Raw genomic sequence first — 15,180 nt, forward strand, 5'->3', positions numbered from 1 at the left:
CTCGCCCAGCGCCGTGACCCGAGTAACGGCCCGACAGACACAACAGCAGGCCCCAGGGGTGAACAGCCGCCCGGCCCGGGCGTCCAGCAGAACATCCCGTACAACGTCGGCACGGTCATCGGGGTGCAGAACGTCAACGACATCCGTCGGCTGAGGGGAACACCCCTGCCCGACGAATGGATCAAACGCCGCCTCGATCCCTACCTCCCCGACGACGAACTGACCAAAGCCATCACCGACACCCTGCAGTCCCACCACGCCGCCGTCCTGCACGCCCCCGCCGGCACCGGCCGCTACACCACGGCCCTGCATGTGCTCACCCGCCTCCCCGTCACAGACATCCGTCAGGTCCGCCGCGAACCAGGCGACACGGTGGACCTCGAAGGCCTCACAGACGAAGACACCGGCTGGATCCTGGACCTGAGGGACAAAGAAGAGACGCTGCACACCGGATTCGGACTCCACCTGAAAGAAGCCGAAGAACATCTGCGCGCACACCGCTCATTTGTCATTGTCGTCACCCGCACCGACACCTGGGGCCGGGTGGCCGATGAGGCCACCGAACTGGGCTACCTGCTTAACCCGCCCGAGGGGCTGAAGGCCCTGCGCGCGCACCTCACCCATCCCCAGCCTGGCATCGACGAGCTGGACAAGTGGCTGGCCGAGGAACGGATCATCCAGGCCGTGGCTGGCGCGACACCGGCCATCGCCGCCCACTGGGCCGGCATCATCCGTACCGCCGTCGGCTTCAACAGCGCCAGCACCGAACCCAAACCTGTCAGCGAACTCATCGACCCCGTCATCCAGTCCGCCCACAACTGGCGCCGCGTCCTGCGCGAATGGCACACCCGCAACACCAACAGCGTCCACCGCAACTACCTGCTGGCCGCTGCCGCACTCGACGGCGCCCCCGCCGAAGCCGTCTACGACGCCCACACCTCGCTCGGCACGGCGCTGGACGACATATCCCCGCCCCCGCGCGGACAACAAGGCCCAGGCATTATCGAACTCACTCACACCGTCGGCGCGGAGCTCGGGACCGACGACCGTATCCGCTTTCTGCAGCCCGGCTACGCCGAGGCGGTCGTCGACTACTTCTGGGTCGACCGCCCCCACCACGCTGCTGCGTTCACACAGTGGACCGCCGAGCAGACCATCACCCTGCCCGCCGACCTGGGCAGCCCGCTGGCCGAGCGCGTGACCCAGTGGGCCACCCACTACACCCTGGCCAAACAAAACTTCAGCATCCTGCGTGCCATCGCCACCCACTGGGCCGGATCTCCACGCATGCGCGTCCACGCCCGGGAGCTCCTCGTCGCCGCTGCCCTGGACCCCGCCGCTGGCAAAGGCGCCCGCGACCAGTACCTCGCCTGGGCCAAGAACCCCGACGCTACGGACCTCACCCAGCGGGGCCACACCCCCACCGTCCTCAAACGGGCACTCGCCGGCGCTCTTGCCGAACTGGGCTCCGCTTACCCCCAGATCGCCCTCAAACGGCTTGCTGAACTCGCCGCAAACACCACCGACGACGCCGTCACCGACGCCGTCGGCCACGCCCTGACCACCCTGTGGGACCAGCCGAGTCTGCAGGAAAAGATCCGCACCACCCTCACCTCCTGGTTCATCTCCTCCCAGGACCACTACACCAAAGCCGCACGCCGGGCCTTCCTCCACCTTGCCGAACGCACCAGCGCAGATGCGGTCCCTCTCCTGCTGGACCCCGACGGCCACGACATCGACTCCTGGCTGATGGAAGGCTGGCGCTGCGCCCTGGACGAGCCCATCGCCTCCACCCTCCAAAACGCATTCGACATCTGGATGGACGCCGCCCTCGCCCGTCCCGCCCTACAGCCCGCGGTCCTGAACGCCTTCACCGAAGCGGTCTTCCGCTCCGAAACCGATCGCACCTACCTCGCCACGCGCTTCCTCGTCCTCAACCACGCGGCCAACGGATGGGAACCCGCCCGCGCCGGACAGCAGCCCACCGAACGCACCCGCCTGCGGGACACCCTCGTCATCGCCCTACGCGATGCAGACCCCACCACCACGCTCGCCCGCGCGCACCATGCGCCGCCCCAGTCGTAACCGCAGCCGCTGGCCCCCGCCCCGGTCCGGCCCCCTCGACGTCACCTGCCCCGCCCCCAGCTGTCTGCCCGGCCACGCCTTCACCCTCACGCTCACCGGCATGTGGGAGGAACTCCCCTCACCCCACCCGCATCACAGCCCCGACGCGGCCGCCACGGACCACGCCCTCACCCTTGCCCGCGCCATCACCGCCGGCTACATCTCCACAGAGTCAGAACCGGCCGCCGCCCGCATCAACACCCTCCTGGGCCGACCCGTCGAACTGCCCCACATCCCCGTCAGAATCGTGTGGGCGACAGCGCACCTCACCGCCGGGCCTGAAGCCCAGCGCGCTGCCGTCGACCAGGAGCGCCGCGCGCACGAACAGCAGCAGCGCCGCGCCGAACACGACCGCCGCTTGGACCAGGCCCAGATACTGCGCGACACCCTGATGAGCGACCCCTCCCTAGCCCTGGCCTATTGGTTCGCCGCAGCACCCCACACCATCGACAAAAACACCCTCACCCGCCTCGAGGAACTGTTCGCCACGGCAGCCGCCTATGCGCCCAACGGCACATGGGCTCCACTGGCCCGGCTGCTGCACACCTTCACCGGCCAGCTGTCCGACGATGCCAAACGCCACCTGCTCGACACTCTCGCCGCACTCACCGACCGCTACGGACAGGCGGACATCGCCGCCACCATCCGGGCACTGCGCATCACCCCGAACGGTTCAGAACCGCCCTAGACATCGGTGAAAACACTGCTCTGGAGCCGAACACGCGCCCCGTGAGGCGGGGAAAGACGCAGGAGGCACGGCCGGGCATACGCATGCCCGGCCTCGTGGGGCCAGACGGGGGAAAGGGCGTACGCAAGCGCAGCTGACTGGCGGACCTGCTGTCGACGACTCACAGAACGCCCACTGAGAAAACCTCATTGGCTGTCCGGATGAGAGGAGCAGGGAATTCCCTGCGCCGGACGGCGCGGGGAGCTCTCGCGCCGAGCAGCCCGGGCGGAGAGGCGGAGGGAACAGGGCCGTCTCATCTTTGTGGTGCGGCGCGGTTGGGCGGGGAGTCCGCGGGCAGTTCCCACCGGACTTCGTCGCTGTCGTGATGGTGGTGCCAGGCGGTCACGAGGCGGGCGCGGACCAGCTGGTCGAGGAGGTCCTCCAACTGCTGGGGCGGCTGCCCGCACTGGCGGGTGAGGGCATCGAGCTCGCCCCCGCCCGCCCTGGCACTGCTGTGGGCGGCCAGGACAAGCGCGGTCAACCGCAGGGCGGAGGGCAGGGCGGGCGAGAGTGCCAGCGGGGCGGGGCACAGGGCCCATTGGGCGGCGCGGATGCGCGCGGTGCGTCCGGGAGTCTGGTGGAGGACGGCGGCGTCCAGCAGCTGTGCCTGGACGGGGGAGCGGCTGCGGTTGGGGCGGTGCAGCCAGCCGGGGTGCTCCAGTTCGAGCCACAGCTCCGCGCGGCCGTGGAGCCGCATGCCGCGCAGGAAGCCGTGGGGCAGGCGGATCTGTCCGTGGTGGTCGGCGCGCAGCGCGCACTGCAGGGCGAGCAGCCGGGCGGCGGGGGAGGAGAAGCGGGGCAGGGCCGTGGCGAGGTAGGTGAGCATTTCGCGTACGCGCCGCTGTTCTGCCGGGCCGAACGCGGGCGTGTCGCGCGCAGAGCGCGACGTGCCGGCGGTCGGCTGGGCGCGGCCGGTGTGGAGCAGGGTGGGCGGTACGACGGAGGTGTGGCTCATCGCCGCCGCGCAGGCGGCGCAGGCGTCGGCCAGCCGCCACGCGCGGCCGCTGCGGTCGCAGGTCAGGGCGAGCAGGACGGGCCCCGCGCAGCCGCGGTGGCGGGGGTGCCAGTGGCAGCCCCTCGTCCGGCACTGGCAGGTGCGCAGGTGTCCGGGCAGCGCGTCGGCGCGGGCGTGGCGGGCCAGATGAGTGAGGGCGGCCGAGCGGGCGGAGACGGCCGGCAGAACGGGGCTGTGGGTGCAGCGGGGACAGGTCAGGGCCGGTCCGCCCGTCTGCGGGCGCAGGTGCACTGTCCAGATGCGCTGCACCGTGGCGTGTGTGCTGGCAAGCCGCATCGGCTCGTTGTCCCTTCCGGTCTGGTCCGCGCTGGCCTCGTGCGGCGGTCTCCCGGTACGGGCACGCGGGAGCCGCCCGCACCGTAGTGCAGATCCCTGCACTCGCGCAGTGCGGGCGCCCGGCGCGCCCACCTGCACTGATAGTGCAGATTCCCGCACTGACAGGGCAGGTTTCTGCACCGTCGGATGGTGGGGTGACGATCTTGCCGCCCGACCCGGACCGCGACGCGCTGCGTGTGACGCTGGCGCGGCTGAGGAACACGCGCGGGTGGACCTTCGACGAACTCGCCGACCGCAGTGGCCTGGCCCGGCGCACGCTGATCGACCTCGAACACGGCCGGGCCGCCGGCACCGTCACCACCTGGCACGCCCTGGCGCACGCCTTCGACGTCCCCATCGAGCAGCTCCTCGGCCCGCTCTGCGGCGACCACACCCCACCCGGGCCCAAGGGCGCCTGACTCCGGTCACGCCAGGCCCGGCACGCCGCGCAAATCACCCGAACCGGCGAGCACGCATAGAACGCACACTCGCCGAATCGTGGAGCTGTTCGATAGCGCTGGGCCACCCGGGGGACCGACTGCCCGCCAGCCCCGCCCTCGGAGCGTGTCGCCTGGCACGGTCCTCGCCATGCGCCCCAACTCCACCCCCGGCTGCCACTGGGACGGCAGCCCCCGCACCGCACCGGTGCGCCGTCCCCTGCGGGTGGCCGCCACCAGCCCCAGCCGCCTGCTGCGCGCCGGTCAGAGCGGCCGCTGCCGCCACTGCGGCAACCGCGTCGACCTCTACCCGCGCGCCGACGGGCGGCCCATCGCCCTGCATCCCGCCGAACTGGCCACCGCCCACGTCCCTTCCCTCTGCCACTGGCACCTGAGCTCCGGCATCGCCCACCCGCACGGCGACGGCAGCGCCTGGTGCCGTATCCCGCACGCCGTGCTGTGCCCGCAGCGCACGCCCGCCTGCCGGATCAGCCCGCCTCTCGAGTCGGTGCGCCGCCAGCTCGCCGTACGAACCCGCCGCCTGATCGACACCGGTGCCTTCGCCCCCACAGTTCCCCCTGCCGGCCCGGCGCTCGCCGACACCGGCCGCCCCGACCGCCCGGTCGTGCGGATGCTGCTGGGCCACTACCTCGCCGACAGTCCTGTGGAGGCCCTCCGCTGCGTAGCCCAGACAAACCACCGCCACCGCTGCCCCCGACCCGTCCTGGCCCCGGACGGCCCGGCCGGATCCTGGAGACTGCTGCCTGTCGGCCCCCGACGCGGCCAACTCGTCCCGCCCGAGCAGACGATCGCTGTCTACGACCTCAGCCGGCTGCCCCACGCCGAACAACGGCGCTGGCGTATCCAGCGCTGCCCCGCGCACGCCACCACCCACAACGCCGCCGACCTGGCCCTGGCCGGATGGGAGGTCGTCGACCCCCTCCTGCACGCGCAGCACCTCCGCACCGGTCTGCCATACCCGCCGGCGCACGGCAGCGGAGAAAGATGACGATGCCGCACCACGCCCTGGAAATCCTCCTGACCCGCCCCCTGGCCCCGGCCGAACTACGTGACGCCGCCCGCATGCTGCCGCTCGCGGCCAACCACGACACCACCCGCCTCATGACCCTCGTACGCGCCAAAACCCCCGGCCGCGCCGCACACCGGCTGCGCCAGCGCCTCACCCCCCGGCTCCCCGTGGACGTGATCACCACCCACTATCCGGACGCCGACGGGCAGGTCCTGCTCAACCTCGCCTTCCCGCCCGCCGTCCACGCCACGATCAGCCGCGCCGCCCAGGAAACGGGGCAGAGCCCGGAACTCTTCGTGAAACTGGCCCTGCACCGCGCACTGGCCCAGCACGCCAGCGACGAGACCGACCGGCTCGACCGGGCCGTACAGCACCTGCTCGCCCACACCACGGCCGCACACCTTCTGGCAGCCGTCGGCCACGCCCTGACCCGCACCCCCGGAGCAGCCCCCGCATGAACCCGACCGACGAACAGGTCGCCGCGGCCGACGCCTTCCACGCCGGCCGGCACCTCGCCCTGCAAGCCGGCGCGGGCACCGGCAAGACCACCACCCTTGCCCTCCTCGCCCGCACCACGAAACGCCGCGGCCGCTACCTCGCCTTCAACCGGGCCATCGCCCAGGACGCAGGCACCCGCTTCCCGGCAACCGTGCAGTGCAAGACCGCCCACGCCCTCGCCTACGCCGCCGTCGGCCACCGCTACACCCGCCGCCTCAACGCCCCCCGCCGCCCGGCCTGGCAGACCGGGCAGGCCCTCGGCATCACCAAGCCGGTCCGCATCGGCGAACGCGACCTCTCACAAAAGGTTCTCTCCAACGCCACGCTGCGCACCGTGGCCGGCTTCTGCCACACCGCCGACGAGACGATCACCCGCCATCACGTCCCCCGCCTGCGCGGTCTGGAAGACAAGGACCTGCACACCCAACTCGCCGCCCACATCGTGCCGTTCGCCCGCAGGGCCTGGGCCGACCTGCAGCACCCCGACGACGGCGCCGTCCGCTTCGACCACGACCACTACCTGAAGATCTGGGCCCTCACCCAGCCGAAGATCGACACCGACTTCCTGTTGCTGGACGAGGCCCAGGACACCAACCCCGTCGTCGAGCAGATCTTCCTTGACCAGCGCGGCCACGCCCAGCTGGTGATGGTCGGCGACTCCGCCCAGGCCATCTACCAATGGCGCGGCGCCAAAGACGTCATGACCGGCTTCGACGGCACCCAGCTCGTCCTGTCACAGTCCTTCCGCTTCGGCCCCCGCCTGGCCCAGGAGGCCAACCGCTGGCTGGCCATCGCGCAGGCACCGATCCGCCTGACCGGCACCCCCGCGGTGCCCACCGAACTCGGGCACCTCGTCCGGCCCGACGCCGTGCTGTGCCGCACCAACGTCGGCGCCATGGCCCACGTCATGGACCTGCTGGCCGCCGGACACCGCGTGGGGCTGGCCGGGGGAGGGGACAGCCTGCGCGCCCTGGCCCTGGCCGCCCGCGACCTCAAGGAGGGACGCCGCACCTCCCACCCCGAACTGGTGCTGTTCCCTTCCTGGGGCGAACTGCAGGACTACGCCGCCCACGACCCGGCCGGACGTGATCTGCAGCCGCTGGTCGACCTCGTAGACACCCACGGCGCCGACGCCATCCTGGCCGCCCTCACCCACCTCACGCCGGAGCAACAGGCCGAGGTGACCGTGTCAACGGCCCACAAGGCCAAAGGCCGTGAATGGCCCTGCGTGAAGATCGCCGACGACTTCACCCCTCCGAAGGACACCGACAAGCACGACGACACCGGCCGCCCGGTACCCGGACCGATCAGCGACAGCGAAGCACGTCTCGCCTACGTCGCCGTCACCCGCACCCGCCAGCTCCTCGACCTCGGTGGCCTCTCCTGGATCCACGAGCACCCCGACGGAAACCCGCCGACACGCTGAGCCGTCTTCGGCAACCCGCGGAGGGTGGGCGGCAGAGCTGTGACGGGTTCTTGTAAGCGGGCGAGGGACGTGCCGACGCTGCTCTCTCGCTCCCGGCGACCCGGACGTGTCGCGCGCACGGCCTGCCCGGTGCGCACGGGACCGGACGCGGCCGGTGGCGGTGAAGCGCACCGCCACCTCCAGGGTCGGCCCGCCCATGTTGCTCCAGCGCTCCTCGGGCATCCAGGCCGCCCGCTGTCCACAGGCGGCCCCGGGCAGGCTCCTGAAGTTATGAACATCAGCTCGCCGGGCATCGCCCGGAACAACAAGAAGGCGCCGCACTGCGAGCGCCACGACGCCTTCCTCGACCCGGAAGAGCAGGCCGAGTCCGCCGCCCGGTTCCCGGCCGGCCGCCAGGCGCAGATGGCCTTCCTCCTGGCCGGCTATGCCGGCAACGCCTCTGTGGTCGCTGTGCTCTTGGGCATCCGCGCGCGTACGGTGCACCGTCACTGCCGTGGTTGGCCGCCACCGCCCGGGCCCCGGCTGCGCCGGGCCCTGCGCCGCCGTGTCCTGGACCTCGTGTGCCCGCGGTGCCTGTCCGATCGTGCGGTGGAAGAGGCACGCCAGGCGAAGCGGGACGCCCGGCGCGCGGCCCGCCGGATTCCGCGTGGGCAAGACTGGCCCAATCGCTGACCTGCGGCCCGGGCGAGCAGCCGCCGTGGTGAGGGCTCCTCAGCTCACGGATGGGCAGGACAGAGCTTCTGTACATTTCTGAAAGCAATTAGCTGATTTTCATGCGGAAAACGCATAACTTCGGTTAGGGTGGGAGGTATGGGCTTGGCGTTGGAGGAGTCGTTGCGGCTGACGGTGGCCGCGCTGATGCAGGTGACGGGGGAGTCGCAGCGGTCGGTGGCGGGGGCGCTGGGACTGACGCAGACGCAGGTGTCGCGCCGACAGTCGGGTGCCGTTTCGTGGAGTCTGCGCGACGTCGATGTCCTGGCCGAGCACTACGGCATCGGCGCGCTGGACCTGCTGGCGGGTCCGACCAGAGCGTGCGAGGCGCTGCTCGCCGACCGGCGCCGTCCCCTCCGGGCCGAGACGAAAGGGGCAAGCCGGTGAGCGACTTCGACGCGATCGACTCGCTGCTGGATGCCGTCGGCCCGGAGGCCGAACTTCCGCCCTGCCAGGTGCGCCGCGAACTGAGGGAGCGAGCCCGGCTGTCCAAGGCGCAGGTGGCACGCGCGCTCGGCGTGAGCCCGTCCACCCTCGGCGGGTGGGAGAGCGGCCGGGACCCGGCCGGCGAGGTCCGCACCAAGTACGCGTATCTGCTGGACGGTCTGAACGCCAAGCTCGCCACCGAGGCCGAGGCCGGAGGGATGCCGGCGGACGAGCAGCCGGTGGGGTCGGGCACTGCTGCGGCGGCCGTCACCTCTTCGTCTTCGCCGCAACTCGGCCAGGACGGGGACGAGGTGGAGCTGCTCGCCGTGCCGCAGCCGTGCGTACTGTGCGGCCGTCCCGCCACACAACGCGTGGCGGGGTTCGCGCAGCACCTGGACCCCTCCGACTGCCAGGCGATCCCTGCTGAATCCCCGAAGCCCCCGCCCACCGCACCCTCTGCCCAGGCCCGAGTGCCGCGTGCGGCCCGCCCGTCCCGTCCGGCCGACGGGAAAGGCGCGGCCCCGCGCGGGCGGGCGTTCCAGGAGCCGTCCGGGCCGGCCGACTTGATCCGCGAAACGGTGCACGCCGCGCTTGCCGAGCACCAGGGCGACGTCGAAGCCGCGGGCACCGCGTTGCTGAAGCGGGCCATCCCGGACGCGATGCGCCTGCTGGACGAGACCCGCAAGGGTGCCCGCTACGACGTGATCGCCCACCCCTGGATCCCCGACATTCTCAAGAAGCAGACCTCCAAGGGCGCCGACCAGATCTGGGAGGCCCGCCCCAAGTGGACGCGGCCCGAACTGCCGCCCGGGAAGCACGAGGTCACCGCGCTCGACATCAACGGCGCCTATTTGAGCGCACTCAAGACCCATCTGCCGCTCGGCCAGCTGGAACACTCCACGGGCTTCGCGCACGACCGGCGCCGCGCCGGAGTCCACCTGATCACCCCGCCCGAGTGGGAGCACGACGCGGTACTGCCCAACCCGATCGGCCAGCGCGACGAACCAGGACCCCTGTGGGTCACCGAACCGACCCTGCGCCTGCTGCTGCGCCTGTCCGGCCCCAAGCACGGCCTGTGCGAGCCGCCCGAGATCCACGAGTCCTACACCTCGGGCGCCACCGAGAACCTCCTGGAGAAGTTCCGGATCGCACTCAAGGACGCCCGCGACACCGCGATCGCAGACAGCGACGGGCTGACGCTGGAGTACGTGAAGGCGATGTACTCCAAGTTCGTGTCCACGATGGGGGAGTCGAACTACAACCGGGAGCTCCACCGCCCGGACTGGATGCACATCATCCGCTCCCAGGCCTTCGCCAACCTCTGGATGAAGGCGCTCAAGGCCCACGACGGGGGACTGGCCGTCGTACGGGCGATGGGCACCGACGAGCTCCACGTCATCGGAGACTGGCGCCGTGTCTTCCCTGAAGGCCGCGGAGTTACCGAGGTCAAGGTCAAGGACATGTACACCGCCGGAACCGGCACCGAAGCCGGCATGGGGCAGGAGCAGTAAATGCCGGAGAAGAACATCGACTTCGGGAAGTTCGGCGCAAGCGGGATCAAGGGCAGCGACGCCGTCGCCCGCCAGCTCGACCGGCTCGCCGGCCACATCGCCACCCCGGTGACCGCCGAGCGCGGCCTGATGGCGCGCCTGCACTACCTGACCACGTCGGACAGGGCCTGGCAGGCAGCCAAGGATGCCGGACTGGCAGTGAGCGACCGGACGCTGAGGGCATGGAAGCAGGGCACCCGCCACCCGTCGAAGGCCAACCTGGAACGCATCGAAGCCGCCTACAGGGCGGTGCGGCGCCGCAACGTCGCCCGCCACCTCACCGCCCGCCTCAACCGTCAGGGCCGCGGCACCCGCGTGGAGATCCACCCCCTCGACCAGTCCGGCGTGGCGCGCCCACTCCAGCGCGTGGTGGAACACCGGTCGATGAACGTGCGCCGCTGGGACAAGATCGTCGGATCCTGGGCGGCCGGCGACCACCAAGGCCTGGACGACGCCTGGACCGCCGATGTCCTGCCCGACCTCGGCTCCCAGTGGGGCCAGTACGAGTACGTCAAAAACGTCGGCTTCGCCGCGTAGAAGCCGAGCCCGCACGGCGGTGGTCCTCAGCGTCTGCCGGCATGGCGTACGGTGGCGTTCACCGACGCGGGGTGGAGCAGCTCGGTAGCTCGCTGGGCTCATAACCCAGAGGTCGCAGGTTCAAATCCTGTCCCCGCTACTGCAGGTGGAGGGCCCGGAACCGTACGGTTCCGGGCCCTCCACCCGTATGCGGCCTACATGTCGGCAGCCGTCATGCCCAACTGCCAGGTCAGACACGAGCGCTGACTCACCGAACCGGTCCGGGACGCGATCCGCTGGTGCCCCGGCGCCAGTGTGAGGTGACGCCGGTCCGCCGGACGGGACGGAGCGGACACCTCCATACGGTGGCGCCCCAGCCACACCAGCAGCGGATGACGCCCTTCAGCCACGTCCACCCCCCAGTGGACCATCAACTGTTCCACGCCCGCGAGCCATCGGGTCCGGCCTGCCGTATCCCGCTGCTCCGCCCGTTCGAAGTCCAGCATGGTGTCCGCGAGCTGCGCCGCCTCCGGGTAGATCACCAGCGGGGCTGCTCTCATCTCGCGCGCGTCCAGCCCAGCCGTCCAGGCCCGCTGCACCCAGCACACGATGTCCGGCATCCGCGTCCACCAGTGCACCGCGACCTGGAAGGCATCGGCGAACAACTCCTCACCTGTCGGCCCCCAGCGCGCGGTCAGCCGCTGCCGCACGCGGTGCGCCGCCATCGTCTCGGGCAGTTCGGCCAGCCGCACGAAGTCCGGACCACGGCCGCGGGAGTCGTCCGACCAGTAACCGTGCCGCAGGCACACCTGCCAGTTGTCCGGCGACATCAGCCACACCGCCTCGCCGACGTCCAGGTCATCACCGCACAGCGGGCAGAACCGCACGAGATGCCCCGCCAGCGGTTCCCAGGGCCACTTCCACTCCGCTGCTTCCTCCTCCCGGCCTGCCGGCATCCGGTCTGCGCCCAGACTGGGCAGATCCTGCTGCAGAAGGCCGGGCGACCAGCCGGCCAGTACAGACAGGTAGCGCAGCCCCGCCTCGTTCACGTACATCTCGGTGTACTGCGGGTACTTCTCCACCCGCCCAGGGTCCGTGGACGCCTCGCCCTGTCCGACCCGGTCGAGGAAATCAGCCAGGCTCAGGCCGTTGGCGTGCGCGAGCCGGTTCACGAACGACCCCGTCGACTCACCCGGCACCGGCCACGCACGCAGCGGCAGCGCCCTGCGAGGCCCGTACAGGCCGGGATCGTCCAGCACAGCCGTCCCTCCGCCGACACTGCCGTCACGGCAACCGTGACCGGCCCGGCAGCAGCCGGTCAAGGGCGCCCGCACTCGTTCGGGTGAACCCGGCCGGACGCCGTGTCACGGCACCGCACACCCCTTCCACTCTGTGAACCAGGTGCTCGCGCACGCCGTCACCGGGGGAGGACCATGGCCACGACGACGCGCCTCCGCCCGGACTCAACCACCTTGGCCTCCGCCGCTCGCCTCAAGACCCGCCTGCGCGGACGTCAGCAAAGCGCCGCAGACGCCTGCGTGAGCAGCTTCATCGAGGGCTACCGCCGTGTGAGCGTCTACATGGCCACCGGCACCGGAAAGACCCTGGTGGCCCTGCACACCGTCCAGGAAACCGCGCCCGAAGGCGTCTGCCTGGTCGTCGTGCCCTCACTGCGACTGCTCGAGCAGACCGCACAGGTATGGCACCGCGAAGGACGCCCCGGCCGCTACCTCGGCGTCTGTTCCCCAGGCCACCCGGCGGACCCGGACCTGGCCGGCATCCTCACCATGGTCCATACCGGCGACGAACTGGCCGGCCAGGCAGCCGACACCCACGGACCGCTCAACGTGTTCTGCACCTACCACTCCCTGGACAAGGTCGTCGAAGCCCACCGCGACTTCCACTTGCCCCGCTGGGACGTCGTGGTCGCCGACGAAGCCCACCGCACCGCCGGTGACTACGACAAACCATGGGCCCACATCCACCACGACGACAAACTGCCCACCCGCCACCGCCTCTACATGACCGCGACGCCCCGCGTCCTCGACGAGAAGAAAGCCCGCGCCCAGGGCATCGGCGCCGACACCGTCATCGCCTCCATGGACGACGTGAGCATCTATGGGCCCGTCGTCTACCGCATCTCCCTGAGAGAAGCGATCGACGAGGGACTCCTCGCCGACTACCGCATCGCCGGCGTCGTCATCAGAGACGAAGACCTGCGCGGCCTCCTGAACCGGCTCCCCGCAAACACCTGGAGCGGCGAAGCACTGCGTGCCGCAGCCGCCCAAGTCGCCCTGCTGGTCGCCCAGAACCGCTACGACCTGCGCCGCACCCTGACCTTCCACCCCTGCATCGACGCGGCGGAAGTCTGCGCCGAAACACTCCACCAGACCGCAGCCCTCATGCCCCCGGCCTACCGCACCACCCTGCAGGTCGGCACCGTCAGCTCCCGGCAGAGCCCCTTCGAACGCCACAAGAACTACACCGCCTTCGCCGACACCCCCCTCAACACCCCCACCTCACAGCAGCCGCCCCGCCGGGCCGTCCTCACCAACTGCCGCTGCTGCTCCGAAGGCGTCGACATCCCCGCCATCGACTCCCTGCTCTTCGCCCACCCCAAGACCAGCACCATCGACATCATCCAGTCCATCGGACGCGCCCTGCGCCAGACCCCCGGCGACGGCAAGATCTCCACCATCGTCATCCCCATCTACATGGCCCCCGGCGAAACCCTCGAAGAGGCTGTCAAGAAGACCGCCTTCCACCTGATCTACCGCGTCCTCATCGACCTCGACGTCTACGACGAGCACACCTTCCACCTCGTCGACCACTTCCGGTACCCGGCCGACCCCGCCGGACCCCAGCTTGCCCCGCCCCCGGAGCGCGCCGACGAGATCATCCCCGTCCTCGATCTGAACGACGTCATGGCCCCCAACCGCGTATGGGAAGCCGCCTTCGAAGTCGCCACCAACTTCCACACCCAACACGGCCACCTCGACGTCCCCAGCCTCCACCTCCACGGCCGTTTCCACCTCGGCTGGTGGACCGGAGTGCAGCGCTCCATGCGCAAGAACGGCCTGCTCCTGCCCGAACGCATCGCAGCACTGGACACGCTCGACATGATCTGGGAACACCCCCCGCACAGCATCGAGCGCAAACTCCTCATCGCCCGCGACTACGTCACCCGCCACGGACACCTCGCACCCCGGTGGGCCGAACACCACCAAGGCATCCACCTGGGTCGTTGGCTCGCCGACCGCCGAAAGGAGGTCACCACCCGCCGCCTGCCCTACTGCTACCAAAGGGCCCTGAACGAGATCTACCCCTGGTGGAACGCCAAAGGCGACGCCGAATGGAAACGCACCTACGCCCGCGCCCACGCAGCCGCGCGCGACAACACCCTGATCTTCCCCGACCCGCACCAACTCACCGGCACCGCACCGCCGCTCACCCACTGGCTGGCCAAGCAGATCGACAACCTCGCCCGACTCGAGACCTACCAGCACCACCTCCTGGGCGACCTCCCCATCGAGCACCCCCTGGCCCTCCTGCTGCGCCGTCCCCGAGGCGCCTCCCAACGGGCCTTCGCCCGAGGACTGCAGGCCGCCTACGCATACCGTCGCCGCCACCATCACCTGGACGTCCCCTACGGCTACATCTGCGAAGACGGCCCCGAATTCGGCCTGGGGAGGTGGCTCGCCGAAAAACGGCGCGCCCCGCAAACCCTCTCCCGGGAACAACTGGACGCCCTGGAAGCCCTCGACATGCGCTGGACCTCACGCCACCGGCACAGCACAACCTGAACCGCCGTGCGCACCAGCAGACCACAGGAGCACCCCGGCATCATGACGACACCGCCCCACTCACCCGGCCGGCTGCCTGCTTTCAACATCGGGCTCACCTACGTCACGCTCCCCACCTCGCAGGTACAGGTCAACCGCCTGACCGAACTCACCAACGAAATCACTCTGGGCACCGACGTGATCGTGATCGTGTTGAGCACCGTGACCGCCCCGGCCTCCCCCCACCAGGACGAGACCGACGTCGATCGAAGCCGCTTCACGTGGCCACCCTGGCAGGGAGACGTCATCCCCGAGGCCCACCAGAAATGGAAGGCAGTCTTCGTCACCCGGGACCGCACCTTCAGGGGCATCTACTACGAGGACTCCACCCTTGAAGAGACGCCGACCATCCGTGTCCCAGCCACCGTTCTGTCCGACGCGATGTGGAAGATGGTCCAGAACGAGTCCTGCGCGGTCCTGTGCACCGGTCTTACCGGGGATCCCTCCGCAGCCGAAGTTATGACCGCCCTAGGGCCTGTGTGACGTTGTGATCAGCCAGTTGCCTCCAGCAGGTCGTTGATCCAGATCATTGAGGCACGGAGGTGGAGGCCGGCGAGGTAGCT

General features: G+C 70.4%; 14 protein-coding genes and 1 tRNA gene. 13 read left to right on the top strand and 2 right to left on the bottom strand.

Annotated elements, in window-relative coordinates:
• Positions 1-123 precede the first annotated feature (123 nt).
• Positions 124-2,085, top strand: a complete 1,962-nt coding sequence (locus ACZ5VD_RS39505; RefSeq protein ID WP_468685283.1) for a hypothetical protein — start codon at positions 124-126, stop codon at positions 2,083-2,085.
• Positions 2,066-2,812, top strand: coding sequence for a hypothetical protein (locus ACZ5VD_RS39510; protein ID WP_468685285.1), 747 nt, complete (start codon positions 2,066-2,068; stop codon positions 2,810-2,812). Before ACZ5VD_RS39505 ends, ACZ5VD_RS39510 begins: the two co-directional genes overlap by 20 nt.
• A 292-nt stretch (positions 2,813-3,104) precedes the next feature.
• On the opposite strand, the gene ACZ5VD_RS39515 is transcribed toward ACZ5VD_RS39510, so the two are convergent.
• A complete protein-coding gene (locus tag ACZ5VD_RS39515) occupies positions 3,105-4,142 on the bottom strand; it encodes a hypothetical protein (protein WP_468685286.1) in 1,038 nt (345 codons plus the stop codon).
• A 194-nt stretch (positions 4,143-4,336) separates the two neighbouring features.
• On the opposite strand from ACZ5VD_RS39515, the gene ACZ5VD_RS39520 reads away from it, so the two are divergent.
• The 9 genes from ACZ5VD_RS39520 (at position 4,337) to ACZ5VD_RS39560 (ending at position 10,935) form a co-directional block, all read left to right on the top strand.
• Positions 4,337-4,600: a helix-turn-helix transcriptional regulator gene (locus ACZ5VD_RS39520; protein ID WP_468685288.1), complete on the top strand. Its 264-nt coding sequence runs from the start codon at positions 4,337-4,339 to the stop codon at positions 4,598-4,600.
• 169 nt (positions 4,601-4,769) lie between these two features.
• Positions 4,770-5,627 (top strand): DUF6083 domain-containing protein, encoded by an 858-nt coding sequence (locus ACZ5VD_RS39525; protein ID WP_468685290.1) that lies wholly within the window; start codon positions 4,770-4,772, stop codon positions 5,625-5,627.
• Entirely contained in the window at positions 5,624-6,106 is a 483-nt protein-coding gene (locus ACZ5VD_RS39530) for a hypothetical protein (RefSeq protein ID WP_468685291.1), read from the top strand. Before ACZ5VD_RS39525 ends, ACZ5VD_RS39530 begins: the two co-directional genes overlap by 4 nt.
• Positions 6,103-7,572 (top strand): UvrD-helicase domain-containing protein, encoded by a 1,470-nt coding sequence (locus ACZ5VD_RS39535; RefSeq protein ID WP_468685292.1) that lies wholly within the window; start codon positions 6,103-6,105, stop codon positions 7,570-7,572. The genes ACZ5VD_RS39530 and ACZ5VD_RS39535 overlap by 4 nt, the downstream gene beginning before the upstream one ends.
• A 270-nt stretch (positions 7,573-7,842) precedes the next feature.
• Positions 7,843-8,244, top strand: a complete 402-nt coding sequence (locus ACZ5VD_RS39540) for a hypothetical protein (protein WP_468685293.1) — start codon at positions 7,843-7,845, stop codon at positions 8,242-8,244.
• Between the two features lie 138 nt (positions 8,245-8,382).
• Positions 8,383-8,670 (top strand): helix-turn-helix domain-containing protein, encoded by a 288-nt coding sequence (locus ACZ5VD_RS39545; protein ID WP_468685294.1) that lies wholly within the window; start codon positions 8,383-8,385, stop codon positions 8,668-8,670.
• Positions 8,667-10,220, top strand: coding sequence for a helix-turn-helix domain-containing protein (locus ACZ5VD_RS39550; protein ID WP_468685296.1), 1,554 nt, complete (start codon positions 8,667-8,669; stop codon positions 10,218-10,220). Before ACZ5VD_RS39545 ends, ACZ5VD_RS39550 begins: the two co-directional genes overlap by 4 nt.
• Entirely contained in the window at positions 10,221-10,796 is a 576-nt protein-coding gene (locus tag ACZ5VD_RS39555) for a transcriptional regulator (protein ID WP_468685297.1), read from the top strand.
• Between the two features lie 65 nt (positions 10,797-10,861).
• A tRNA-Met gene (locus ACZ5VD_RS39560) sits at positions 10,862-10,935 on the top strand.
• A 55-nt stretch (positions 10,936-10,990) separates the two neighbouring features.
• Here ACZ5VD_RS39560 and ACZ5VD_RS39565 read toward each other — a convergent pair.
• Complete coding sequence (locus ACZ5VD_RS39565; protein ID WP_468685298.1) at positions 10,991-12,034, bottom strand: TniQ family protein; 1,044 nt, start codon at positions 12,032-12,034, stop codon at positions 10,991-10,993.
• A 279-nt stretch (positions 12,035-12,313) separates the two neighbouring features.
• On the opposite strand from ACZ5VD_RS39565, the gene ACZ5VD_RS39570 reads away from it, so the two are divergent.
• On the top strand, positions 12,314-14,578 hold the full coding sequence (locus ACZ5VD_RS39570; RefSeq protein WP_468685299.1) for a helicase associated domain-containing protein: 2,265 nt from the start codon (positions 12,314-12,316) through the stop codon (positions 14,576-14,578).
• A 42-nt stretch (positions 14,579-14,620) separates the two neighbouring features.
• A complete protein-coding gene (locus tag ACZ5VD_RS39575; RefSeq protein ID WP_468685300.1) occupies positions 14,621-15,100 on the top strand; it encodes a hypothetical protein in 480 nt (159 codons plus the stop codon).
• Positions 15,101-15,180: the final 80 nt, after the last annotated feature.

The sequence above is a fragment of the Streptomyces sp. NPDC032822 genome (assembly GCF_055578825.1).

What these genes read in the sequence shown, in the direction of transcription:
- ACZ5VD_RS39555 (WP_468685297.1), top strand. Translation starts at nt 10,221, where the DNA reads ATGCCGGAGAAGAACATCGACTTCGGGAAGTTCGGCGCAAGCGGGATC.
- ACZ5VD_RS39515 (WP_468685286.1), bottom strand. Translation starts at nt 4,142, where the DNA reads ATGCGGCTTGCCAGCACACACGCCACGGTGCAGCGCATCTGGACAGTG.
- ACZ5VD_RS39510 (WP_468685285.1), top strand. Translation starts at nt 2,066, where the DNA reads ATGCGCCGCCCCAGTCGTAACCGCAGCCGCTGGCCCCCGCCCCGGTCC.
- ACZ5VD_RS39530 (WP_468685291.1), top strand. Translation starts at nt 5,624, where the DNA reads ATGACGATGCCGCACCACGCCCTGGAAATCCTCCTGACCCGCCCCCTG.
- ACZ5VD_RS39545 (WP_468685294.1), top strand. Translation starts at nt 8,383, where the DNA reads ATGGGCTTGGCGTTGGAGGAGTCGTTGCGGCTGACGGTGGCCGCGCTG.
- ACZ5VD_RS39535 (WP_468685292.1), top strand. Translation starts at nt 6,103, where the DNA reads ATGAACCCGACCGACGAACAGGTCGCCGCGGCCGACGCCTTCCACGCC.
- ACZ5VD_RS39525 (WP_468685290.1), top strand. Translation starts at nt 4,770, where the DNA reads ATGCGCCCCAACTCCACCCCCGGCTGCCACTGGGACGGCAGCCCCCGC.
- ACZ5VD_RS39540 (WP_468685293.1), top strand. Translation starts at nt 7,843, where the DNA reads ATGAACATCAGCTCGCCGGGCATCGCCCGGAACAACAAGAAGGCGCCG.
- ACZ5VD_RS39575 (WP_468685300.1), top strand. Translation starts at nt 14,621, where the DNA reads ATGACGACACCGCCCCACTCACCCGGCCGGCTGCCTGCTTTCAACATC.